Origin of the sequence: Clostridium sp. LS (genome assembly GCF_002760435.1) — a bacterium.
Taxonomy (GTDB): domain Bacteria; phylum Bacillota; class Clostridia; order Clostridiales; family Clostridiaceae; genus Clostridium.
Map to the genome: position 1 here is coordinate 1 of NZ_AUUU01000071.1, position 25,245 is coordinate 25,245.

The 25,245-nt window shown below is 30.0% G+C and carries 25 protein-coding genes; 2 read left to right on the plus strand and 23 right to left on the minus strand.

All coding sequences use genetic code 11. The features are described from left to right. From COL3_RS16595 to COL3_RS16670, 16 genes are all read right to left on the minus strand, one after another. The coding region (locus COL3_RS16595; protein WP_099716666.1) for a DUF6531 domain-containing protein at positions 1-6,827 on the minus strand (6,827 nt) is incomplete at its 3' end. 41 nt (positions 6,828-6,868) lie between these two features. Beyond that, positions 6,869-7,642, minus strand: a complete 774-nt coding sequence (locus COL3_RS16600) for a DUF4280 domain-containing protein (RefSeq protein WP_008428562.1) — start codon at positions 7,640-7,642, stop codon at positions 6,869-6,871. 1 nt (position 7,643) lies between these two features. Beyond that, complete coding sequence (locus COL3_RS16605) at positions 7,644-8,168, minus strand: hypothetical protein (protein ID WP_008428565.1); 525 nt, start codon at positions 8,166-8,168, stop codon at positions 7,644-7,646. Then, positions 8,165-9,265, minus strand: coding sequence for a pentapeptide repeat-containing protein (locus COL3_RS16610; RefSeq protein WP_008428567.1), 1,101 nt, complete (start codon positions 9,263-9,265; stop codon positions 8,165-8,167). Before COL3_RS16610 ends, COL3_RS16605 begins: the two co-directional genes overlap by 4 nt. A 55-nt stretch (positions 9,266-9,320) precedes the next feature. Continuing rightward, positions 9,321-10,760, minus strand: coding sequence for a phage baseplate assembly protein V (locus COL3_RS16615; RefSeq protein ID WP_008428569.1), 1,440 nt, complete (start codon positions 10,758-10,760; stop codon positions 9,321-9,323). Positions 10,761-10,783: 23 nt separating this feature from the next. Beyond that, on the minus strand, positions 10,784-11,392 hold the full coding sequence (locus tag COL3_RS16620) for a hypothetical protein (RefSeq protein WP_008428571.1): 609 nt from the start codon (positions 11,390-11,392) through the stop codon (positions 10,784-10,786). A 36-nt stretch (positions 11,393-11,428) separates the two neighbouring features. Then, complete coding sequence (locus tag COL3_RS16625) at positions 11,429-12,934, minus strand: contractile injection system protein, VgrG/Pvc8 family (RefSeq protein ID WP_008428574.1); 1,506 nt, start codon at positions 12,932-12,934, stop codon at positions 11,429-11,431. A 286-nt stretch (positions 12,935-13,220) separates the two neighbouring features. Further along, positions 13,221-14,081: an Rpn family recombination-promoting nuclease/putative transposase gene (locus tag COL3_RS16630; protein ID WP_008428576.1), complete on the minus strand. Its 861-nt coding sequence runs from the start codon at positions 14,079-14,081 to the stop codon at positions 13,221-13,223. Positions 14,082-14,513: 432 nt separating this feature from the next. Continuing rightward, complete coding sequence (locus COL3_RS16640) at positions 14,514-15,062, minus strand: hypothetical protein (RefSeq protein ID WP_008428578.1); 549 nt, start codon at positions 15,060-15,062, stop codon at positions 14,514-14,516. A gap of 40 nt (positions 15,063-15,102) precedes the next feature. Then, complete coding sequence (locus COL3_RS16645; protein ID WP_143327546.1) at positions 15,103-15,360, minus strand: hypothetical protein; 258 nt, start codon at positions 15,358-15,360, stop codon at positions 15,103-15,105. A gap of 517 nt (positions 15,361-15,877) precedes the next feature. After that, complete coding sequence (locus tag COL3_RS16655; RefSeq protein ID WP_008428580.1) at positions 15,878-16,129, minus strand: hypothetical protein; 252 nt, start codon at positions 16,127-16,129, stop codon at positions 15,878-15,880. A gap of 95 nt (positions 16,130-16,224) precedes the next feature. Continuing rightward, complete coding sequence (locus COL3_RS28860; RefSeq protein WP_180277952.1) at positions 16,225-16,398, minus strand: hypothetical protein; 174 nt, start codon at positions 16,396-16,398, stop codon at positions 16,225-16,227. A gap of 13 nt (positions 16,399-16,411) precedes the next feature. Beyond that, positions 16,412-16,840, minus strand: a complete 429-nt coding sequence (locus COL3_RS16660; RefSeq protein WP_143327547.1) for a hypothetical protein — start codon at positions 16,838-16,840, stop codon at positions 16,412-16,414. 20 nt (positions 16,841-16,860) lie between these two features. Beyond that, entirely contained in the window at positions 16,861-16,998 is a 138-nt protein-coding gene (locus COL3_RS29350; RefSeq protein WP_242982148.1) for a hypothetical protein, read from the minus strand. A 6-nt stretch (positions 16,999-17,004) separates the two neighbouring features. Further along, complete coding sequence (locus COL3_RS29355; RefSeq protein WP_008428584.1) at positions 17,005-17,205, minus strand: hypothetical protein; 201 nt, start codon at positions 17,203-17,205, stop codon at positions 17,005-17,007. A 238-nt stretch (positions 17,206-17,443) separates the two neighbouring features. Next, positions 17,444-17,866 carry a hypothetical protein gene (locus COL3_RS16670; RefSeq protein ID WP_008428586.1) on the minus strand — a complete coding sequence of 141 codons (423 nt, stop codon included), beginning with the start codon at positions 17,864-17,866 and terminating at the stop codon, positions 17,444-17,446. 374 nt (positions 17,867-18,240) lie between these two features. On the opposite strand from COL3_RS16670, the gene COL3_RS29360 reads away from it, so the two are divergent. After that, the gene (locus COL3_RS29360; RefSeq protein WP_242982149.1) at positions 18,241-18,405 is read left to right on the plus strand and encodes a YvrJ family protein; all 165 of its coding nucleotides are present in this window, start codon (positions 18,241-18,243) and stop codon (positions 18,403-18,405) included. 108 nt (positions 18,406-18,513) lie between these two features. Here the strand turns inward: COL3_RS29360 and COL3_RS16680 are convergent, their stop codons facing one another. Further along, positions 18,514-18,885: a hypothetical protein gene (locus COL3_RS16680; RefSeq protein ID WP_008428589.1), complete on the minus strand. Its 372-nt coding sequence runs from the start codon at positions 18,883-18,885 to the stop codon at positions 18,514-18,516. A 535-nt stretch (positions 18,886-19,420) separates the two neighbouring features. Here COL3_RS16680 and COL3_RS16685 point away from each other — a divergent pair. Beyond that, a complete protein-coding gene (locus COL3_RS16685) occupies positions 19,421-20,086 on the plus strand; it encodes a transposase (RefSeq protein ID WP_099716669.1) in 666 nt (221 codons plus the stop codon). Positions 20,087-20,190: 104 nt separating this feature from the next. Here COL3_RS16685 and COL3_RS16690 read toward each other — a convergent pair whose 3' ends face one another. The 6 genes from COL3_RS16690 to COL3_RS16715 form a co-directional block, all read right to left on the minus strand. Further along, complete coding sequence (locus COL3_RS16690; RefSeq protein WP_008428594.1) at positions 20,191-20,901, minus strand: hypothetical protein; 711 nt, start codon at positions 20,899-20,901, stop codon at positions 20,191-20,193. Positions 20,902-20,982: 81 nt separating this feature from the next. Next, complete coding sequence (locus COL3_RS16695) at positions 20,983-21,375, minus strand: hypothetical protein (RefSeq protein WP_008428596.1); 393 nt, start codon at positions 21,373-21,375, stop codon at positions 20,983-20,985. Continuing rightward, the gene (locus COL3_RS16700; protein ID WP_008428599.1) at positions 21,369-23,504 is read right to left on the minus strand and encodes a hypothetical protein; all 2,136 of its coding nucleotides are present in this window, start codon (positions 23,502-23,504) and stop codon (positions 21,369-21,371) included. Before COL3_RS16700 ends, COL3_RS16695 begins: the two co-directional genes overlap by 7 nt. A 25-nt stretch (positions 23,505-23,529) precedes the next feature. Beyond that, positions 23,530-23,970: a DUF4280 domain-containing protein gene (locus COL3_RS16705; protein ID WP_008428601.1), complete on the minus strand. Its 441-nt coding sequence runs from the start codon at positions 23,968-23,970 to the stop codon at positions 23,530-23,532. Positions 23,971-24,017: 47 nt separating this feature from the next. Then, positions 24,018-24,542 (minus strand): hypothetical protein, encoded by a 525-nt coding sequence (locus COL3_RS16710; protein ID WP_008428602.1) that lies wholly within the window; start codon positions 24,540-24,542, stop codon positions 24,018-24,020. Positions 24,543-24,603: 61 nt separating this feature from the next. Further along, positions 24,604-25,227 (minus strand): hypothetical protein, encoded by a 624-nt coding sequence (locus tag COL3_RS16715; RefSeq protein WP_008428604.1) that lies wholly within the window; start codon positions 25,225-25,227, stop codon positions 24,604-24,606. Between the last annotated feature and the right edge of the window lie 18 nt (positions 25,228-25,245).

Below are 25,245 nucleotides of genomic sequence, written 5' to 3' on the forward strand. Positions count from 1 at the left end.
TCAACAGTATAGAAATATCTATTTAATTTAGAGTCTACTTCGGAATCTGCAATATCAGCCGCAACAACCTCATACCCTCTGGCAAATCTAGAAATTACATTATAATCTTTATCAGTCTCAACTAAAACATTATCCTTATGGAAAATAAATTTAGTTAATTTTTCATTTTCTTCAATTTCAACTCTTAAACCTTCAGCATCATATCTGCTAATTAAAGTGTTACCTTCCTTAGTTATAGCCTTAACCTGCTGATTAAGAGTATTGTACTCAAAGATGTTATTTCCAGTTGAAGTCCCTTCTTTAATTGTATTTCCTTGATTATCATAAGTAAAGTAGTTTATTCCATTTTTATTGTGCATTTCCCTTATTTGGTTCTTTATATTATAAACATATTTTTCAGTAATGTCATTTGTAGTTTTAGTTAATCTGTTACCTACCTTATCATAAGTGAAGCTTTCGCATCGATCGTCATAGCTAGCTTCTTTTAGCCTATTCATTGAATCATAAGTATAGAAATTCTTATGCTTTGAACTTACTTTTTGAAGTCTGTTTCCATTTAAGTCATAAGCATAGTTATAATCTACTAAAACTTCACCATTTGATGTTATTGTTACTAAGCTTTGTACATTGCCATCACCATCATAAGTATAATCTGTTTTTAGACCATTTCCTAAGCTTACTGATTTTATATTGTCATTCTTATAATAATCGTAGGTTGCTAAGGTATTTTCATTATCATCTTGAATTAACTTTACTCTGTTAGTTTCATCATAGTTATAAATACTGCTCTTTCCGGTGATATCTTTTATAGTTTTTATATTGTTATTTTTATCATAAGTGTATCTTAAAAGAGTTCTTCCAGAAGCACTTTTTGATTCCAATAATCCTTCAATATTATAAGAATACTCATACTGCATATTCCATGTATATGCACTTCTTAAAGTTCCATCTGGATTGTAGTTGAATCTTTGGCTTATTACTTGTAACTTATTTTTATTTGGGTCTTCAGCTATTTCTATTTTGGACGTGCTTTGCTCTAGACCTCTTTCTTGTTTTTCTTTTTTCTCTTTTTCCCTTTCAGTAAAGCTTCTTCTTCGATGTCCCTGGCTTAATGGAGTGAATACTGAACCTTCTTCGATCCTTTTTTTAGCTGCTTCTACAGCTTTAATTCTGGCTTCTTCTATGGCCTTGATTCTATCTTCCTCAGCCTTCTTTGCTTCTAAGGCTATAGCTTCTTCATCGACTTGATAAGCCTTTACTGAAACTATATTTCTATCTAGATTATAACTTCTATCTACATGGTTTTTATTCCTATCAATGTGTTTTGTTAAGTTACCTTCATTATCATAATAGAAATATTCACTGTTTCCTTCCTGGTCTTTTATTTCACACACTTGTCCTAAGCTGTTGTAGATGTATTCAATAGTTCCACCATTGGCATCTGTTGTACTAGTTATATTTCCTGCATAATCATAAGTATATTTCTCAACTCCGCCTTCCGGTGTTGTTATTTGAATTATTCTTCCCCAATCGTCTAGTACATAGCTTGTTTCATTTCCATTTCCATCAGTTATTCCTGTAATGTTTCCTCTTACATCATACTTATAGCTTTGAGCTGCTTTGTTTTCTTTTCTTGAGTTTGGAGTAATAACCTCTTTTATTTGTCCAAGGAGAGTATAAGTGTATTCTACTTTATTGTTTTCCCCATCTACTCTAGTTTTAAGATTTCCTTTAGGATCATAGGTATTTTTAGTTATGGTTTCTCCTAAAGCATTTTTAACTTCTACAACTTGTCCTTTTACATTATAAGTATAAGTTGTTCCAACTCCATCATCTGCGCCTTCATCATACTGCTCTGGAAGTACTTGTTTTATTATCCTGTCATTTTTATCATAGAATAACCTTGTTGTATTTCCCAAGAAGTTTATAAAATGTGTAAGCCTATTCTGTGCATCATAAACATAAGTTTTCTGCTTTTTATCCTCTCTAAAATCTAACCTGCCAAACAGCCTCTCATTTTCTTTTTTCTTTTCATATCTCTCGGACCAATGGACTCTATAATCATTTTCACTTATATATTTGCTGCTTATAAGCTTTGCTTCTTCTCCAGAATATTCACTTATGCTTGTTATATTATTAGCTTTATCATACTTATAAACATAGCTTCTGAAGATTCCATTAGTTTCATCTTTTTCATGCTGCTCTATTAGTCTGTCTGTTTTATCATAAACTCTTCCAATTTCAAAGCCTTTTGGAGTTACTATTTTTGTTATATTTCCGTTTTTATCATATTCGTAATTAGTTATTGCCCAAACATTTTTTCCTTTTGCTTCTAGGGATACAAATATTCCATTTATTTCTTCTTTCTTTTGTATTAGGTTTCCAACCTTATCATAAATATAATGAATTGCTTTTGTAGTTCCATCATTAATTTTAAAACTTTCAAAAGTTTTATTATTTAGACAGTCATATTTGTATCTTGCTTTTGCTCCATACTTATCCTTAACTTCAACAAGTCTGTTTCCTTCATCGTATTCAAAGTAAATTTCATGATAATTGTTACAGATGCCTTTTTCAGATACCGCTCCTGTTCCGTGCTTTTCTAATGTTTTATTGCTGTTTTTATCATATATATAGCAGGTTAAGTTATATTTAATATTTCCATAGAAATCTTTTTCTACAGGTACTCTCTTTTCGATTAAGTTTCCTAATAAATCATATTTAAAAAGAGTAGCATTTCCTTCATTATCTATTTCTTTTATTATGTTTCCATGAAGGTCGTATTCAAAAGTCTTCTCTACAATTCCTTCTTCATTTATTATAGAATTTAACCTGTTCATTGAATCATAAGTATAGCTGTAACCTAAGCCGTCATCTGTTTCTTCCTGGTAATATTCTGGACTTATATGCTTTATTACATTTCCATTTGCATCATAGAAAAATCTTTCAATTCCTCCATCTGGATAAATAGTTTTTATTTTTCTATTATCCTTATCATAAACATATTCTACTCCAATTCCATCATAAGTTTCATCACTATAGTAATTGGGATTTATTCCTTTTATTATATTTCCTTCGCTGTCTCTAATACTCTTTTCAACAATTCCAAGTGGATTTTTTATACTTATAAGTCTATCCATATGATCATAGGTATATCTATAGCCTTCCTCTGAAATACTTCCATCAGAGCAGGCATTTGGTGTATAAAGGCTTATTAGATTTCCCATGTTATCATAATTTTTAATTGTTATATTTCCATTGGCATCTTTTATTTTGGCAACAAAATTCAAATGATTATATGCAAATTCTATTACTCCATAATCTGTTTTTATTTCAGTGTTTCTGCCTACTTTATCATAAGTGTATTCATAAATATAATTACTGCTTGTAATTACTCTTACAGGATCCTTTCCTTTCTTTCCTTCTAAGTCGCTAATGTTTTCATATTCATATTTTAATGTGTTTTTATTACCATCAGTTTTGCTTAAAATTCTTCCATAGGAATCATATGTGTAACTTTCAGTTTTCCAATTTCCAACTGAAATCTTTGTTTTCGTACTCTTTAAATTATCTGAGCTATCATAATCATAGATAATTTCTTTTCCTTCATTATCTGTTTCTTTAATTAAGTTCCCTTTTTCATCGTATGTGTATTCTGTAATCAGCCCGTTTGGCATGGCTTCCTTAAGCAAATTACCAAACTCATCATAAACCTTGTGGGTTTCAAAGCCATTTCTATCTTTTATATAAACCTTGTTTTGATAAGCATCATATTTGTATTCTTCTGTAGTTCCATCTTCATAGAATAAATGTGTTATTAATCCATCTTTATTAAACCTTGTTTTTTCTGTTCTTTGACTCTTTGTATAATAAAAAGTTACTTCTTTTTCTGAATCGTCATAAGTTATTTTGCAGGAATCATCATTTGGGAAGTCTTGACGTATTACCCTTCCTCTTTTATCAAAGAAGTTTTTAGTATAAGTGTTTCCATTTTGATCTGTTATACTGCTTATATATCCTTTTTCATCATAGGTATACCTTGTTATTCCTTTGTCTACATGAATAACATCTGTTAAATAATTTCCTGCATATTTATATTGAACAGTCCTGTCCAAATCATCCTTTATTTCAATTACTTTTTCATCTTTATAGGTGAAAAATAACTTATAATTTGAGAAGGTGGTTATTGTTTCAATGTTTTCCCTAATATAGGTTACTGAAAGCTTATTGTTGTTTTTATCAGTAATATCAATTAGTTTACCTAATTTGTTATATCTATAAACTTTTTTCTCTGTAGAAACTTTAAATATCCAATAACCTTCCTTATTTACTAATGAATAAATTTTTGCCCCGCCTTTATCATTTATCCATTCATCATTAATTCGATCAAAGGTTTCAATATGACCATCGCTGCAAAGTACATTTATTTTCTCCTCATGAAATTCCAAACAAGTTTCAAAGCTAGCTGTCCAGCCACGACCAAGTAATCCTACCCTGCTATTTACTGATTCATATTTTCTTTCTATTTTGAACTCTTCAGTAATATCTGGAAGAACCATATCAGTTGCTGGAATATATAGACTTCCTGTTGCTCCATCTACAGGGTCAGAAAAACATAGTTTATTTCCAATATATTTTTTTATAAAAGTGCCTGTAAAGTTTGCATCCCCAGTAGTAGCTAATTGACTGCCCATATCTAAAGCTACATCTGAAGCTAATCTAATTTTTCCTAAAGTTTTACAGGAAAGCTTTTCTGCTTCCTCTAATTTCTTAAATTTATTCATTACACCTATATTTACATTTGACATTGACGCGGACATAATTGCTGACTCTATATAATCTGAAAGATTTCCATCTATTTTTCCATCGTCAGCATAATCAGCTATTAAGTTAATTGCAACATCTCCACCTGCATCAGATCCCATTTTTAGTAATACTTCTGTAGCTGTTCCACCTGTACCTATAGCTACTACTACACTTGATATAAGCACTGATCCATACTTTACAATATTATATAAGGTTTCATTTCCACCACATACGGTATCCCGCATAAAATTATAGGATTTCGAATAATCTCCACTCCGGGCCTTAGTATAATTAGAGCTGCCTTCTGCCAATTCTGATCCACCTACTAATGCGGCAGTGACACCGACTCCTATAGCTGCTAAAGCTAAACCTCCTGTAAAAACTGTTGCTGCAACCACTACTGCTGCAACACCTATGGCTAATGCTATTGCTCCAAAGCCCATCTTTTGCTTAGCAGCATCAATCTTTTGTTCCTCCATAGCTTTTGCCTGATCGTTTATTTTTTCTATTTGTTCTGCATCTCCATCATTTCTATGAGCTATTTCATCAGGCAGCTCTGCAGGATCTTTTATGGTCCCTTCATACTTAATTGTAGCTGCTTTTAGAAAGGTTTCATCTACCATTTGAACTCCAATGGAACCTTTAGCCACTTCTATTTTACTTTTAGCTGAAAGCTGTATATTTTGAGGTCTTAATGGGGGAGAATCTCCTTCAGCCTCTCTCATTCCAAGCTGTAAATTTTCACTAGCAGTAAAATTTATATTTTGACCTACAAGAGAGACATTCCCACTTTGAGCTAAGGTTAGACATACAGTTCTGCTATCATCTGCTGCAAAGCTCATATCACTTGGAGTCAACTTCATTTCACTTCCTGTGGTATTTGAAAAGGACTTATTATCTGGATTTTGTGTTCTTCCTGCATATTTTGCCTCTGAACCTTGTGCTCTTACTGCATGGACTGCAATTGCATCTTTTTCGTCATTAGTTGGAAAATATATATGCACCTTACTTTCCTTTTCTGGCATGCAATACCATGCACTGCTTTCTATGGCATAGGTAAAGTATTTCTGATTTTCATATACTTCATACTCTGGGTCTATTTCAAAGTGTACACTCATGGTATTTCCTTTTACATCTTTGACAGTAGCAGGTATACTCATTCCAAAAATATTATGATTTACTTTATAGGTACTTCTAAGACCTCTTTGAATTCCCAATGTATATATTGTTCTAATTTCTTCCTTATAAACTTCCGTATGAATTTTTTCTACTACACATTTTACTTTATTAAAGGTTACTTGCTCACCAAGCTTTAATTTCTTTGAACTTACAATATCCCAGGTTGTATATTCCTGAAGGTAATTATCTTCAATGCCTAGAGCTTCACGCTTATTAAAGTTATCAATATCTTTTACAACTTCATAATCTTCTAACTCTATTTCCTTTTGGTTATCAATTTTAGGTATTCCAAAGTGAAATCTTCCATATTCTTCTGTACATTCTGAAAGTAACACTCCATTAAAATGACTTGCAATTCTCTTTAAAAACTCCCATTCTGTTTCTTCGTATTGGAGTATAAATCCCCCTATAGTTTGCCCATTTGTTAGATTATCAGTAAAAGCTTTATTGCTATATGGTTTTAAAACCATTTGAATAACTTCTTGGTAAGTCATATCTAAATTGCAGAAGGTTCTGCTGTTTTTCTTTATATCAAAATCCTTTGTATAAGAAATACACTGAATTTTCATAATATGAAGTTCGCCCTCATAGAACATGGTAACGCTATTAATTTTTCCTACAAATAATTTCATTTCTTCATTAGTATCTTCATCGATCCTAATTACAGTTACTTTTTCTTCACTAACATTTTTGTTTATACATTCAAATATTTTGCCTTCTTCTATTAATAGCTTTAATTCTAGAGCAGCGTGATCATTAATATGCTCAATTATATTAATATCTTCTACTTGAACGGCATCATAGGGAGTTTCAATTTTTAAACCTTTATATGTTAGTACCATGCAATTCCTCCTTTTCTCTTATTAAATTTCAAATAAAATTCTTATTCCTTTTGACCGCTTGTATATAAGGTGATTTTTCCTCCATATGAGCAGTGAAGTGTACACTTTCCAAGTAATGCTGGCTTTCCATCTACAAGAACATCTTCTTTTCCATCTATCCAATCAGTAGCTATTTGCGGATCACATACTCCCACACATTGTGCTAATAAATCTTTTCCCACTTCTTCAGATGGTTTTTTAGAAAAGAAATCCATAACTTTTTCTGTAAAACTTTTAGGCCTGTTATTAACTTCCTCAATTATTTTTTTAGCTGCTGCCTGCACACTCGGATTACCAGGACTATTACATATTCCAAAGCTTCTTACGTTTATATTTGGCTTACTATCCCCCACATTTAGCTGTGCAATTCCATGTATAAATTCTCCATGGCTTACAGGAACGACAACATAACTTTCATGAAGTGCGCAAGTACATACAATAGCTGCCGTATGTACAATATAGCTTTTTTTAAGTTGTTCAAGCCTTTCCTGTTCTGCTTCCTTTGCTTTTTCTTCTTCTTCTGCCTTCCTCTCTGCTTCTGCCTGTTTTTCTTCTTCCGCTCTCTTTTCTTCAGCTTTTTTTGCTGCTTTCTCCTGAGGAGATAACTTAAGCCAATCTATTTCATTGTTAAAATCTCTTTTAAGAAAACCGCCAACCCTTTCTGCCATTGAAGCTGTTTGCTTTACTGCATTTACTGTATCACTTACCCCTTTTTCAGCCTCATTTATTGCCGTTCCAGCTATAACTCCATATTTCTCTTCATTTTCACTTGCCATGCTATTCCACCTCTACCTCCTCAAATTTAACTCCAACAAATAAATCTCTCTTTAACATGCTTTCAACTACATCTAAGGAAACAATAAAATAGTAATCTACACCTGCTTTTATTTGAAATATATTGTAATCTCCTATTTTCCCAGAATCTAAAACTATCTTATCTACCCATCCATTTTTAAAGTAGGTAGTCTTATTACTTAATACGTCTAATAGCTCAGGAAGAACTAATCTATATACTTTTTGTGTTTTGAGCTTTAAATTTGAAAATACAGCAATTTTATAAATTATTGTATTTTCATATAGATTAAAAATTTTATGAAGTTCATCTGAAACAAGTAAAACTGGTGCTTGAATAAGATCAGGATAAATACTATTCTCATTTCCTTTTACAAGAACATTTGTAGAATCCTTATATTTATCTTCATCTTCCTTTAATAAAGTCATCTTCTGGCTATTATTAAAGCCTTCTATTTCAATTGCATTTTCAAGATTTCTATCCTGCTTTAATATAAAGTACTTCATCATTCCTTCCCTCCATCTATGTATATAGTTTGAAGCTGCCTAGAGGATAAATGAATAAATGGTATATCCTTTTCGCTGAACACTGCATCTTCTACATCTGCTCCTTCAAAGGATACGTTTTTAAATTTAGCATTTGTAAAAATAGCTTTTTTTAAGTTTGTCCCCTTAAAATCCACATACCTAAGCTCTGATTTTTCAAAATTTACTCCAAGACAATCTGCATTGCTGAAATCTGAATCTTCAATTACAGCATTTTCAAAAGAACTTCCCATAAGTTTTGAATTCTCAAATTTGCAATCCTTAATATAGGTAGCTTTAAACTGCCCTCTTACTATGCTGCTTTCTGAAAAATCTATCTTCTTAAGCCTGCTTTCTTTAAAATTAATAAATAGCATATTTTCTTTTGTAAACTCACCATTTTCTAAGGTACTGTTTTTCCACACGGTATATACGAAAGGAAGTTTTTCTTTTGGACTCTTTTTTAATTGTAAAAGCTCCTTTATATCCTTTTTCCTATTATCCATTGCAAACAGTGTTTCACTTTTCCCTTGATATTCACTCCATTTTATAATGTAGAAATTTTCTATAGAACTTTCTTCCATGAATTTTTCTTCATCTATATTCCAAAACCAATTTCTAACGTGAGCAGCCATTTCTTTATAACACTCTACTGCTAAGTTAAAAATTATTTTTTGGATATCATAGTTATTTACCTTACCCATGTAAATCTTCTTTTCTTTAATGAGCTTTTGTTTAAGCTCTATGAAAGCTTCAAATAGAAATTTAAAATCTATTTCCTCATATATTGAAGTTTTATCTAAATACCATAGGGAATTGTACCCATGAACAAATATTTTATAACTTTCATTTAAGATATTTATTCTAAGAATTTCAAATTGAAAAACTGCTATTTTATATCCCTCATTTATTTCCTGAAGATTTTTAGCTCTTTTTATTAATCTTTCTATACCTTCGATTATCAAGGCTTTTGTCTTTTCTTGATTTTCTCTAAAATTTTCTTCAAATTTCAACTTATATTCCTCTATTAAATTTTTAGTGATTTTTTCATTAAATTCTACTAATGCTTCTTGTCTATTCATAATAACTATCCTTCCTTTATTAATAGGAATTATATTTTCTCTTAGCCTAAAGCTTTTAATTGTTATTAACTTTTGTTCCTTTTTCTCTTATTTTCCCTTCCTGGTCAAAATCTAAGCCTCCACCTTTATCACAAGCAAAGCTTATTGCCTGTTTAGAACTAATTAAAAAGCTTTTTTGAGCATCGATTTTAATATTTTTTTCTGCATTTACACTTATATTGCTTTGACTTGTAATACTCAATGTCCCATCGCTTGTAAGATTCACTTCGGCCTGTCCACTATCACAAGAAATAAAAATTCCATCTGGTGTAAGCTTTACCTGCTTATCATGCACTGTCCTTAAATACTTGTTATCAGGATTCCCCATCCTATCTTCTGCTTCACCTGCTCCTTGCTTATAATCACTTACTGCACTAACTGCAAAGGCTTCATCTTCATCCTTAGTAGGAAAATAAACTCTTACACTATCTCCAATTTCAGGCATACAGTACCATCCACTTCCATCACTGCTAGCTGACATTGTAGAAAAATCAAACCAATAGGCTGTTCCCTCCTCTTGATTTGCATCTATTTCTAGGTGAACTTTTACTTTATCACCTTGCACTCTTATTATTTTTCCGCCAATAGAACTTCCTATAACCTTTGTATTAAAAACTCTTTCCTGCCTTAATCCATTTTTTATTCTTAATTTATAGGTATTTTCTAAGATTCCATCTTTGATTTCATAGATTCCTTCATATACATAAAAGGCATGACCTTGCATTTTCACGTTATCTCCAAGCCTTAATATTTCATGATTTTCTATTTCATAGGTTATATAATCTACTTCATTGGCATCTTTAAGAAAATTTTGGAGCATATAATTATAAGTATCTAAATCTTTATAAATCTTATAATTAGTACTTTTTGTTTTTAATTCCTTAGTCTGATCTGGAACTGCCATAACATATTGAATTAACCTAGCATCCATAACAGGAAATAGTCCTTGATTATATTTTGATGCTATTCTCTTTAAAAACTGCCAATCAGTTTCTTCAAACTGCACTAGTAAATCCTTTACTTCTTCATCTGGTATATTTAAAATATAATTTGAATTCCCATATTCACTCATTATGGAATTTATAAGCTTGTGAGTTGTCAAAGATGTATCTTGAAAAGATCTTGATTTTAACTTTATATCCATTAAATGTGTCATGCCTTTAGCTTCAAGCTTAATTCTATATACTTCCAGCTCTACACTTATTTCAATATTAGTTACAACTCCATAAAATAAGGTCGTATTTTCATTTCCTTCATAATAAACTTCTATAGTTTTATTATTTGTAGTTAAATCAATATCTTTATCATCTTCGTTATTCAAAACTCCAGTTAAACTTAAAACTGGATGCTCATTTATATTGGTTTGCAGCTTTAAATTTTCAATGGATTGTAAATCATAACCATCAACTCTTATCTTTTCATAATTAATTGCTTCTACTGCCTGGCTTTGATCCATCTTATATTCCCCTCCCTAAACTTTTAACTCATAATTCTTAACAGCATTACACTTGCCTTTATTAACAGCCCCCAGGTTTTTATATCCTTATAGAAACAATTGTAATTTCCAACAATTAAAGTTCCTTTATGCTCTCTATAAAAAATCAGATTATAAACCGGGCCTTTACCAGTTGGAGTCTTATAAGTTCCGTAATATACCTTTGAAGCTCCTTCTCCCACGTCCCCTTCTTCAAGCCATTCTAAGTAAAGCTCCATGTCCTTAAAGTTTTTTTCCATCCCCTTTTTAAACTTAGCAAAGCTCTGTTTTTGGACACCTTTGTCTATATATGTTAAAGTAAAACTCACACCATCAAAATCATTTACTAAAGTAGCATTGGCATTATTATTTACTTTTTCTTCAAAGTACCCTAAAGGCATTGGCATTTGTAGCTTTCCTTTTATGAAACTTTTACTTGCAAATTTAAAGCTAGTATTATTTATATTCACTGTTCCAGTTTTCATTTGCTCTATTACTTCTTCAAGAGTAATTTCTTCCTTTGCTTCCCCCTCTTCACTATTTTCTACGCTTGCTTCCTTTTCAATTCTTTGCTGCATTTTTAACTTTGCTATTTTTTCATCTATATTATCCATATTAAGTTCTCCTCTATATTAAAATTTTGTTTTAATTTAACCGTTGTTATGAACTCTGGTTCCTGTAAGCAATAGCTCATCTCCTTCATTCATAATAAGGCTGCTTCCTGCTTCACATAATATATCTACACTTTCACTTGCACTGATTGTCATTTCATTTTCTGCCCTTAAAGAAAGGTTTTCAACACATGCAAGATTAATATTTTTCTGTCCTTTAACTTCTATAGAACCATCCCTATTTAAATTTACCGATGCTTGTCCTCCACTGCATTCTATAAGGATCCCATTTGGTGTAAATTTAACTTCCTGCCCTGAATCTGTCTGCAAAGATTTATTTTCTGGGGTAGACATCCTATCATTTTCTGCTTCTGCTCCTGATTTTGCTTCATGGGTGTCAATTGCATTTATAACAAAGGCTTTGCTTTCATCCTTCGTTGGACAATATAATCTTATCTTTTCCCCTATTTCAGGCATGCAGTACCACCCTCCACCATCTGGTGATGCTGCAACTGTAGAATATGGAAACCAGTAAGCTGTAGAAGCATCTGTGTTATTACTTATTTCTAACTTAACTTTTACTTTGTCCCTTTGTACCTCTAATATAGATCCATTAATTGATATTCCAATAATATTCATATTGTAAAGTCTCTTTGCTCTAAGACCACCTTTTGATCTCAGTTCATATATATTTTCTAAATTTCCACCTTCCATGGTGTAAATGGCCTTTCTTACATAAAACTTATGATTCTTAAAATTAAAGTTTTCCCCAAGATTAAATATTTCCTGAGTTCTTATTTTATAAGCTATAAAGTCTGTTTCTAATACATCAGGCACATCATTATTTTTCACATCATTATATTCACTTACTGCCTTCGAGATTTTATAATTTACTATTTTCGTTTTTGACTCAACATTTAGTTCCGGAGTGCCTAAATATAAATGAATTTCCTGAAATTCCATTGCACTAATAAGGATTTGATTATATCTAGATACTATACGTTTTAAAAATTCATAATCTGTTTCATTGTATTGAAGTATAAATTCGCCAATTGGTTCATTGGGAATACTTATGTTATAATTTGCATTTGGATATGCCTTCATGACTTCATCTATAAGTTCATGAGTTGTCATATTTATATTTTGAAAATCTCTTTTTTTCTTTTCAATATCCATCTTATACTCAAAGCTTTTAGCTTCAATAAATAGTGTGTATACATAATCTATTACTTTAACTTTTATTTGAGTAACAACTCCATTAAATAAAGAAACTTTAGATTCTCCTTTTTCATAAAATACTTCAATTGATGTTTCTTCGTCAGTGCCCTGCACATAGTCATCTTTCATTTCATCATCTAAGATACATGTAAGATTTAAAACTGCATGATTATTTAAATCATTTTCTATATGCATATTTCTTATATACTTAACTTCATAAGTAGATATCCTCAAATTGTCATACGCTATAAAATCTTCTTTCATGATAAATATCTTCCCTTCCCTAATTTTAATTTCATTGTTAACTACAAAATCTATATTCCTCATTACTTTTAATCAACTTATGACCGTCCTTTTCTTGTATATTTCTCTTATTTCTCACATTAAGCGTTATTTATTCCATTATATCACAAATAATATATCAACTGCCAATACCATATTGTTGGCTATTATTTGAATAAATATTTTTTATTTAAATTATCACAGAATCTAATTGTTTTTACTGTTGTAAAGAACAAAATTAAGGAGTATATATTTCTTTAACTAGAAATATATACTCCTACATCTTTACAACTTACTTGACACATTAACTTGTCATACACTTTTATTTTTATTAATTTAATTCTTCCTTAATTTTCAATACTTCCTCAATGCTTAACCCTGTTCCCTTTGCAACTATATCAACATCTAACCCCATACTTAAAAAGTTCTTAGCATTCTTTATTGTTGCTTCTTTTATTCCCTCTTCTTTTGCACCTTCAATCATACTCTTTTCATCTAGTATTTTTTTCATTCGAAGTTCTGCAAGTCTCACAGTTTCAGGGTCTCTGCTTAGCATATCCAAAACAGTTATTGCTTTCCTTATTTCTGGTTCTCCCATTTCTACAACCTCCATAATTCTTTTTTCTGGTTTAGTCAAAAATGCAAGCCATTTATTTAAACTGTTATTAAGTTCTGGTTGTTCGTTTAGATATTTAGGTAACTCAATAAAATGTATCTCCAATATATCCGTAAGTTTCGTCTTTTCCTCATCTTCCCACAAGTGATAAGTTGTATGATATTTTTTACTTTCAATATAATTGAAGTTTAATATATTTATTGTTATAGTTTTATTAAGATTCTTATAGTTTTCACCTTTTTTTATCTGATTAGAATACAATCTAGACCAATAAAAAAGAGTTCTATTTATCATATTATATCTATTTATAAGCTGTATCTCTACGTTTATGTGAATTCCTTTTTCTGTTACTACCCTTACATCCAATATTCCAATCTTATCGTCTATTGCCTCTACATCAGATAATTTTGTATCTACATATTCAATGTGCCTTATCTTTTCTTTTTCCGTCCTCTCTAATAAAGCATTTAAGAAGCTTATTAATATATCCTCATTTTCAGGGCTTCCAAATATCTTTTGAAATACTACATCATTCTTAGGATCTAGTATCATTTTGTCATCATAGTTTATATCCACACTTTATCACTTCCTCTTTTAATAATATTTTACCAAATGTATCACTATTATTCTATATTTAATCATTAATATTTCAGTCATATTCTCGCTGCCATATGTGGTTGGGGCGCAGTAATTTAGCTTTTGCTATAATTACACATGATCTTATTAATATTCTCCATTATTACCATCGAGATTTCACTTGATAATATCTACTCTTCTATAAAATTAAATTTTCAATATCCCAACGAGCTCTTATTATTTTGAATAAAGTCTTAAGCTCCATCTCCATACAAGTCGTTATAATTATTATTTGCGACCGCTTTTTATTTGTGTATTTCATTGTATATTTTACAAAACGTAATGGCTCTAATACCTTAGAATTTTGTTCTTTTTATAGCTTGTTTAACACCAATGCTTGCAATTTACTTTGGCAGTTTATTTAAATAATATTTACATCTCATTTTTTAAGCTGTTTACTAGTTCATAAACCTTCTTTGCATCAGGTATATCATAAAATGTAGGAATGCCCTCACCAAAGTAATCCAATGTAGATTTAATACCTGTGGCATCAGACATTCTAGTATGCAGAGGAATTTCTCCAAATCTTATTGTTCCTATTCCATCATTGCTTATAGATATATCAATATTCTTTATTTCATTAATGTATTTTCTAACTACTTCCTCACGTTTTGTAACTTTAAATATTAGTATTCGCTTATCTGTTACAGCATATAGTGTTTTTTCTTTCTCTTCTCTTTCTATTTTGAACCTTCCCACCATAAAGTAATATCCAATGCCAATAAATATTAATCCAAGCAAAGCGAATAAAACTCCCACTATAAGCATAAATAATAATACTATTCCACAAAATATACTACCTAGAACTTGTAATTTATTACTATGGATTGACTGTTTTCTAACAACAGGCTTTCCAGCCCATAGAATTTTTTCTTCTTTTAACAGATTTCTTTCAATTATGTCCGAAAATAAATTATCCATAATTCCCCCTCCATCAATTTTTAATAAATAATTAATTGCTTCACTCTTCCCAAAATACGTAAATTCCCACAATGACATGTATAACGAAGGTTACAAAAGTACTTATGCCTAATATGAGATTTAACTTATAATCCCATTCACTTATTTGAACAGGTGCATGTGCTGGCCTAACCACAAAATATGCACCATTTTGAATATATCCTTCAAAAAACACATCGTGCATACCAATCATATCTGAATGATACACCGAAGCTAAAAAGATACCAGAATAAATAGCTCTAGATATAAATAATAACACCTTATATTTTTTTAGGTAGCTGACTTTCAATCAACTTGCGTAAATTTACAATCAAAACAATAACAGATATAATCCAAAACGAACTATTATTATGCAACATGAATGTAAAACCTCCTCATATTTAGCCCTATAGTTTTATCGAATTATAAAATGCTTTGTAAATCTACTATTGATTTTTTATCTTTGGGATAACAATAATACTTTTAATATACCATTTTCTATACTTTAAGACTCAAATTTAATATCCTTATTATTTTTTGCTCTATCTATATTCTGTTGTACAGTTTCAATCGCCTCATCACTGCTTATACTTAATAAAAGTATTGTCCTTGCCAAAATTGTTGCTCCTACAATAGCTAAAATTAATAATCCATACTGACTAATAGATGTTAACTTGTAGTGCTAAACAATGCTTGTTTAACATAGTTCTGCCTAAAAATATATTATATAAGCACAATTACTAAGCACCCTATATATAGTTTATTAGATATTATTCTTTTTATTTTGTTTTTCATAATTATTCCCGTCCCCTTGCTAATTCTTCTAAAGAATATTTTTTATCACATTTTGGACAATAATAAAAAATAGTAACTTCATATGCTTTATCATATGATAAGCCTGTCACAATACCTCTAAACTTTTTCATTCCTACATATTTTTTACTTGTTACTTTTTTCATTTTTGTTCCACATATTTTACAAACTTTTCTGCTAAATAAAAAGTATTTTAATTCCCTAAATCCAAATGACCATTCTTTTATATCTCCCAATCTTATCACCTCTGAATCCGCTAATCCTACTGATACTGAAAGCCCAATCCCTAAAAGCGCAGCAGCTTTTGCTTTTACCTTAAGTTTACCTTCATCTATTCCAGCTTCTGCTTCTGAACCAATTGCCCCTCTTCTTCAAGGCTTATCTCTAATCCAAGTATTGTAAACTTTTCTTCAGCTTTCGCTGAATGAAGTGTTGCTATAGCTCCTGCTTTTCCTTTACAATTTATTTTTCCAATTTCTTCATCTTTCCCTATTTCTAAGCCCAATTCAGCTTTTTCGCTATAAGCAGTAGTTATAATTAGTCTCCTTTCCTGTTAATAATTTTGTACTTCCATCAACAGCTGAACTAACATAACCACCAGCTCCTTTTCCAACAGGTTTATAAACACCATCTCTAATATAATTTTCTGTTCCAACTTTATCATTTTCACCATTGGCAAGATGCTTAAAATCTCTTACACCATCCATAATAGAATTTATGCCATGTGCTGCTGCTACATATGAAACTGGTGAGCTAAGTCCATCACTAAATATAACCGCTCCCACTGCTGCTACAGTAATTACTCCACCAACAATTTCTAGACCGGCATAGAAATAATTACCCGCAGTACTATTAATTGCTCCTACTACTGCTTTAGCTGCCATAACTGCTCCAATCAAGAGTGTAGCTCCTACTCCAAATGTAGCTACTGATTCAACCACCGCCACAGCTACTAAAGCACACTTAGCTAAAAGCCCACAATTAAATCCACTTTTTCTTCTTTGGGCGGATCAGGTTTTTTACCTAACTTTGGCTCATCATCAAAATCAGGAAATGGTTCTTTATATGTTCCATCTAATTTCACATTGTTTGACTTATAATTCAAATCTCCTTATACTGTCATTCCACTCCCTGAATTTGTTTTTATTATAGCTATTTGACTTTGTGCATTTATTTTTACACTTTTAGGAGTCTTCATTATTATTTCTTCATTTGCATTCATAATTAACTTTTTAGGACTTGTAAGTGTTACTCCTACATTATCTTCAAATTTTAAGCTTAATGGACTGCTGCTTCCACCTTTAATGTTCATTGCATCTCTGGTATCATTTTTATTTCACTGCCATGTTCAGCTTCAAGGTACCTTCTAGTAGCTACTCAAATATCAATGATATGTTTCCAAAACTTTATTCTAATTTCCAAAGAGAGATAATATTCTTATAGAACGATTATCTCTCTTAATACATTTTAGAATTCCAAATCTATTATCCAATCCAGCAGAAACGTCTACAATTTAATTCATTTAATTGTATTTATCTTTATTTTACGGTTTACTTCTTTACTTTACGCCTATGATCAATAATGCAAACATTTATGAAAAGTAGTATTAAATATAAACATAAAAACATTCCAAATATATAATCAACCTTTTGGTATATTTCCTTAAGATTTGTTATTCCTTTATAATTAAATATCATCATAATTTCTAAAATTAACTTCAATAAATTAGTTGGTGCAAGAGTAACATATGACATTAATCCTATTATTGGTAATTTGTTGGCATCAGAATCAGCTACAAACCTATTTCTTCCTACACCTTTGCCTATTAATAATGTTTTAATTACTGCATTTTCAATAATAATATATTTATTAAATAGACTTTCACGAAAATAACATGCATTATATCTGCAAATTCCATTAAATAGGAAAAACATAAAAGTATCACAAATAATAAGTATTATCTTATTCAACATAGTAATTTTTTCTCACCCTCAAACATTTTTTTGCTTTATCCAACGCATTATGAATTTTGCTGCTAATCCCATATTTATTATCTAAATAAGCACCAGCCCCTGAAAGCTGCAAAGCCTTTCTTAGCTGCCTAAGTTACGATAATATTATTATAAGAATAATTATTTAAAAAACATATACTACCAAAATTTATTAATTATATTTACTCTAAATTTTCTTGTTTTTCAATAACTAATATACTCAATTATATGACATCAGATATTACACTTAACCTATTCAACTAATGTTAAATTCATACCATATTTCTCTGCACCATATACATACTTATAATGTGTTATACCTTTCCCTAATTTCCATTCAAGTATCTCTCCGTCAAATGGTTACTTTATTCACTAATGTTATTTCTCCAATTGCAGTTGATACATACCTATTAATTAGGTTTGAAAGTAAAATTGATGAATTATCACAGTCTACATCTGAACTTAGCGCAGTAGTTAATAAACAATTAACTATAAGGGTAATGATGATGTTGCTTAAATAAAAAGAATCCTCATAGCTATAAATAAACCTTTATATACTGTAAGGATTTTTCTATCTTAAATTTTAAAAATATAGTGGCAAATATAATGCAAATCTAACATCAGTCAAACTAATTTTTTATAGATTTTAAATACTCATTAAAACTAGGAGATAACCATATCGTATATATACCTAATCCATTTGAAGCTATTGATGCACTATAATTTATTATACCTATTGCTGTATAAATTGAAAATGCAACTTTTATTCCAACTAAAAATAGTTCAATAGAGAATAAAATTGTCAATATAATCTTAGCCCATTTTCTGCCCTTAAACGTATAGTATAAAAGAATTATATTAGATACAGTCCTAATAATTGCTACTAATGCTCCTAAAACACCTCTATCCACAACCTTAAGCAAGGTTACAAATAATACTAAAGTCATATATATTATTGCCATTGTTAAAAATAACTTTTTTCCCTGTTCTACTTTGTTCATAATTTCTCCCTAAAATATATAATAATAAATGAAACTGTATAACTCAAAGTTGACTTAATATCAACACATAGTAAATTTAATCACTTCTAATCTTTTACTGGTTCTATACTTAATAAAAGATTGCTATTTGGCAGATATCTTATTCTTACTTTTTAACCTTACTATATTTTAATTTAAAGCTATCATAATCACTTTCATTTATTATATTATCCTCATATTTGAAAATACTAAATTCATAGGCGAATATTTAAGTCTATACGGTGAAAGTCTAACTAGTGAAAATTACATATTTGAATAGAGATATTGATGTTAATTTCCTGGATGCATAATATATACCCGTTGTTTAGACTGTCATCTCATTCAATATATTCTATATACGTAACTGGTTGGATTTTTACTGTTTGTAAAACTATCTGAATAACAAACGAGGATATAGTCTATTGGATTTATATGATACTTCTATTCAGATCAAAGGAGACATAGCTTATGAATAATTCATCAATAACTTCGTTGTCGGAGTAGATATATCCTCTAAATCTTCTGTTATAACTATTTTAATGCCGGTGGTGAAACCTATAGGAAAAAATTAAATGTAACTAACGATTTTAAAGGATTTACTAAACTTTTAACTACTTTAAAGGAAATTGAAAAACAATTTTCAAAAAGACCTGAAATTTCTATGGAATCTACTGAACTATATCATATGCCTCTTTATAATTATTTCAGTAAAAATGACTATAAATGCTATATTATTAATCCAATACATACTAAGAACTTTGCAAAACAAAGTATTAGAAAAGTTAAAAACGATAAAGTCAATTCACTACGCAACTTAGTATTTCCAAAATTTAATGAAATATTCAGTGATGCATTTAGTTCAGTTCCACTAGCTATTTTGTTTAAATATCCAACCTATAGTGCTTTTTTATCTGCCAATAAATCAGATGTTATTGCCATTATGACATCCACCGTAAGCCATTCTACAGAATGGGTCAATAAACGATATAAGTTATTATTACAAATTGCTAAAGAAGCAGAATTATTAAAATTGGATACAGATTATCTTGGAACAGAAATGGTTTGTTTTATTAATGGTATTAAGAGTACTTTCCAAAAGATTTTATTTTTAAATGTCAACTTGTTATCTTCAAATATATTTCGTCTTTTCATATTTGATTCTTATCTTCTTTATAATAATTAAGATTTACCAATATTCATCAATTAAAATTTACCCTACAACACTTATTTGGCTCTGTGCATTTATTTTTACGCTTTTATTGTTAAATTATTAGGATCTATACTCAACTACCTTATTTGAAAAATTTCTTTTATCCACTGAGCTTGCCTCTTACAGTTAGGTATATTTATTTGTTCAATAGCTTCTGCATAATAGAGATTTTCACTTGAAGTTTCATAACCTATATAAAATGCTCCTTTTTTATACTCAAATCCCTTGCTACATTTTTCTATCACTTTATCTGAAAGCTTTTCTGCCCAAAAACAATATATCGGACAAACAGTCCTAAACCGATACATCTCTTTTCCTTTTATATAATTATTCAATGTTTTATCCAATTCTTCATTTTTCACTATTTCATTTTCATCATCAATACTTTCCCCTAATATCAAGAAAGCATAACAACAACTGATTTCCATTAAGTTTTTCTTTATGTTCACTAATTGTAAACCTAATTCAATATTATCGACAGAGTATGTTTCAAAACCTTTTTCTTTTACTCGTTCAATTATCTGTTCACGCGTAATTCTATCTAACACTGCGTGTTTTAATACTGATTCGTCATGTACAAATTTCATTATGTTTTTATGCAACATATATTTCACTTTAACTAAAGCAATTATTCCAAATACTTCCGGAATTAATATTATCATAAGACGCTCGTCCTCTATTCTATAATAATAATAAATAGAAAATAGTATAATAAGAACAAGTATGAATATAACAATTGAACCAAGTAGAATTTTTATATAATTTTTCATAAGAAAATATTTTTTCATGACACCACCCATTACTTACGTCGATAAATATCGTTAATTTTTTATGTTCTTTAACTATTACTCCTATATTATTCTTTGTGATTAGTAAATTTTTATTAATATTGCCACCAAATTAAAAATCGCAAATACTCCTAATATAAAATAGACATTTCCAGATAAGTTTACTAAATTACCTAACCCATTATAGTTAAATAGTATAACTAAATTAACAATTAAATTTAATATATTAACAGGCGAAATAAAAATATATGATATTATTCCCATTATGGACATTTTATTTCGATCGCCATATTCTACTATTCTATCTCTTCCTATTGACTTAGCTATTAATATATTTGCAATTATTTCATTTCTAATAATAATATATTTCTTATATTTTGTTGTTGGAATATATGCTGCACTAAACCTACATAGTATGTTAAATGCATAAAATTGAAAAAAATAAACAAAAACACCAAATATCTTATCTAACATATTAAGTTTCCTTCCGATTTTTTATCAAACCATTCTTCTAATTTATCTCCAATATAATTAGCAGCTTTACCAATCCATGGTACTACTACCCCTGCTTCAAATCCTCTTTTAGAAGCGTTTAATGCACTATTAACGTGATTTGCATCGTAAAATAGACGCCATGTTGCTTTATATCCCGCTCCTCCTGCAAAACCTGCTATTGCTCCCAAAGCGAATCCTGAAGCGATATCTGCAACACTTCCTCCAGTTGAAGCAGATTGTACAGCTCCAATTACACCATTTATTCCCGCTTCTCCTAACCTACTTATAGGTAAAACTGCAAATGCTCCGCTTATTGCACCTCCAGATGCTGAAATAATTACCTCCAGAGGATCAATTTCTGAAACTTTATGTCCATTGGTCAGCCATTGTGTTCCAGCATCGGCAACAGCGGATACTGTTGCACCTACTCCTGCACATACTGCAATTGCCGTTCCGAGATTAAATGAAGCCCCTAAAGCAACCATTGTTACCTCTGGTGCAAGAACTACTGCTGCTGCTACTATTGCTACTGCTGCTACTACTGCTACCGCTGCTATTGCTACCTTTTCCCAAAATGGCATTTCTTTAGGTTGTTCAGGTTTTTGTCCAATCTTCGGTTCATCATCATCAAAATCAGGAAATGATTCTTTGAATGTTCCCTCTAATATTACGTTATTTGATTTATAATTTAAATCTCCTTCTATTGCAAGTCCGCTTCCTGCATTTGTTTTTACTATAGCAATTTGACTTTGTGCATTTATTTTTACACTTTTAGGAGTCTTCATTATTATTTCGTCACTTGCGCTCATGGTTAACTTCTTAGGACTCGTAAGTGTCACTCCTATACTACCTTCAAATTTTATGCTTAATGGACTGCTGCTTCCTCCTTTAATGTTTATTGCATCTGGTAGCATTTCCACTGAACTTCCATGTTCAGTACCTAAATATCTTTTGCTTGTATCAGATGTCTTTTTGCAGCTACTTCCGTTTGTTCTTAAACATCCTGTAACTATTGGTTCTTCACTGCTTTCGTTTGGAAAGTAAAGCCTTGCATCTGTCCCAACTACTGGCATGCAGTGCATCATATTTCCTGTTGGTGGTGCAAATCTAAACCAGGATGCTTCTTCATTATTTTGATTATTATCAATCTTTAATTGAAGTTTTACTTGTTCTCCCTGCCTGTCTATTACCTTGCCTTCAAGGGATGCTCCTGATAAAAGTGAATTATACGATTTTGTTTGCCATACACCATTTTTCCTGCACAATCTATATTTATAAATAACTTCATCCTTTAGTGCATATGCTGAATATTGGTTTACATAAAGCTGTTTATTTTTAAAATATATTTCATCACCAACGTTGTATTTTTCTCTTCTTTCTAATTCATAATAAAAATAATCTGTGTCATGACCAACATCATATCCACCAGATTCTCTAAACCTGTGAAGATTCTTATGAGCTTTATAATATTTCGTATCTTCTAATTCATAACTTGCATTACCTGGTCTTCCAAAATAAAATGAATCATTCGAATTAATTATATCACAATACAATTCTGAACTTAATTCACTCGCTAATCTCTTTAAAAAGTTCCAATCTGTTTCCTTGTATTGAAATAATGGTTTTCCTATCTTTTCTCCTTGTCCTACGCATTGACTAAAATTATATCCAGAATAATCATTTAGTATATTCTCTATGAGCTCATCATATGTCATATCTGCATTTTGAAATGATCTACTCTTTTCTTGTATATCTAATTCAATACTTGAAGTGAATGCTTCTATTTCTAAATAATAGATACCATTGACATTGCTTGTCTTAATGTCTTTTACAATCCCATCAAATAGTCTTGTGCTATTTCTTTCATCAACTTCATTTATATTTACAGTTGTTCCGTAGCTGTTTACACTATGATCTTCAAGTTCCTCATAAACACTTATTTTATCATCTGTGGAAGCTTTTATTGCAGAATCAAAATTAATTGAATCATCAATTAAGCACTTTAAATATAACTGACCATGTTCATTTGCTTTATTTTCAATTCTTATATCTTCTATTTTTAATAGCTTATACGGAGATTTAATTCTTAATCCGTGAATTGCTCCCATCTACCTTCCCTTCCTTCTATTACATTTATATATTAACTCTTTCTTGCGGAATTTCTCCTTCTTTTTTTTCTATTCCATCATTTTGCCCGTCTGTCACAAATGATATTATTCCTCCATATTGACATATAAGTTTTGAATCCAATGTAAGAGCTCCTTCACCTTCAACTAATGTGTCTTCTTTAGCATTTATCCAATCATCTAAAATTGTTACCTTGCACTTTTTCCCTGGAGGCAGCTGAATTCCATCTTCTCCTATTAAATAAATGTCTTCTCCTTCTTCACAACCACCATTGCATATTCCAAAATATTTTATATTTTTTTCTGCTTCATTATCTTTTTTATTCATCATAGGATATCCATTTACATATGCGCCATGTCCTAAAGGCAGGTTGATTTTTCTTTTATGAGTTCCTTTAGTACATTTCATCTTTGCTCCTCTTACAATGTAATATACTCCATCTGACATAGGTATCTACTCCTTATATTTTTATTAGTTTATATTTTTTACTGAAATTACTCTACTTGAAGTCTTTCTAAGGATATTCCCTTATAATTTCTTCTTAGTAAACTTTCAGCTACATCTAACCTTATTACAATTAAAGGTTTAAATACTTCTTTTATTTTAAAGATCTTTTTATCCTGAATTTTTTCCTTATCTAATATTATTTTTTTAACTACCGTCCTATTTAAATTAAATTCAGCTTTTTCGCTTAAAGCTTCTATCTCCTCAAATATTGGCAAATAATAATTTCTCTGTTTTTTGTTGGCTTTATCAATCAATGGAATTGTTTTGAGTATCATCTCTTCATCATATTTCTTTAAAATCTTTCCCATTTCATCTGATATTAAAAATAATTGATTATTCAAAATATCTAGAAAGTTAGTTTCTTTATCGGCTTTAACATAAAAAACTACAATGTCATCAATTTTATGTGAATTTAATAAGTTAATGTTCCTAACATCAATCTTATTAAATATATTTTCAAGTCTTGGGATATTTATATATCTTTCATCTTGTTTTAATAAAAAATAATCCATATTTCTCCTTCCCAAAGTGGTGTTTTACAAATAATTTTAAACTTAATTATTTCAATCTCTTTTAAGAATTAATTACTTCTTCTTTAGGGTATATTAAATCTGAAACATCCATGAACTCTCCTACCATTACTTTTATATCCGTACTTTTTTTCATTTCCTTATAAGAAGGTAATTCTAATAATGCATCTATAAAATTCCTCAAAAATTCTACAGATAAAATATGATACAAATTCGATTCCAGTAGCATTATTTCTTCTATATCCATATCTGTTATAGTTCTTCCATACTCTTTCCTTTTCTCTTTAAGTTCTTCCATATGCTTAAAGAGTGAAGTATAAATGAAATCTAAATTTATATTAACTGAACAATCTACTTTATCTAAAAACCATCTTTCATCATAAAAGTCAATTCTAAATTCTCCTTTATTTTCAAGAAGACTTGTCCTAAGCAATGAAAAATAAATGTGTTTAATTTCTCCTTTTGTTCCTTGCTCTTGGAGAGACTTTACTAATTTGCACACTGAAGAAAATTTAGATTTTAAATCTTCTTGAATTAAATCTTTGTTATTTTTATATTTTTCATCAATATAATTAAATTCATCAATCCACCTATCTCCCACATATTTTTTTAAAAACTCATCTAGAATTTCTTCCTTGTTTACAGATTTCATAACTGCTTTTATCAAAACTAGTTGTACACCTCC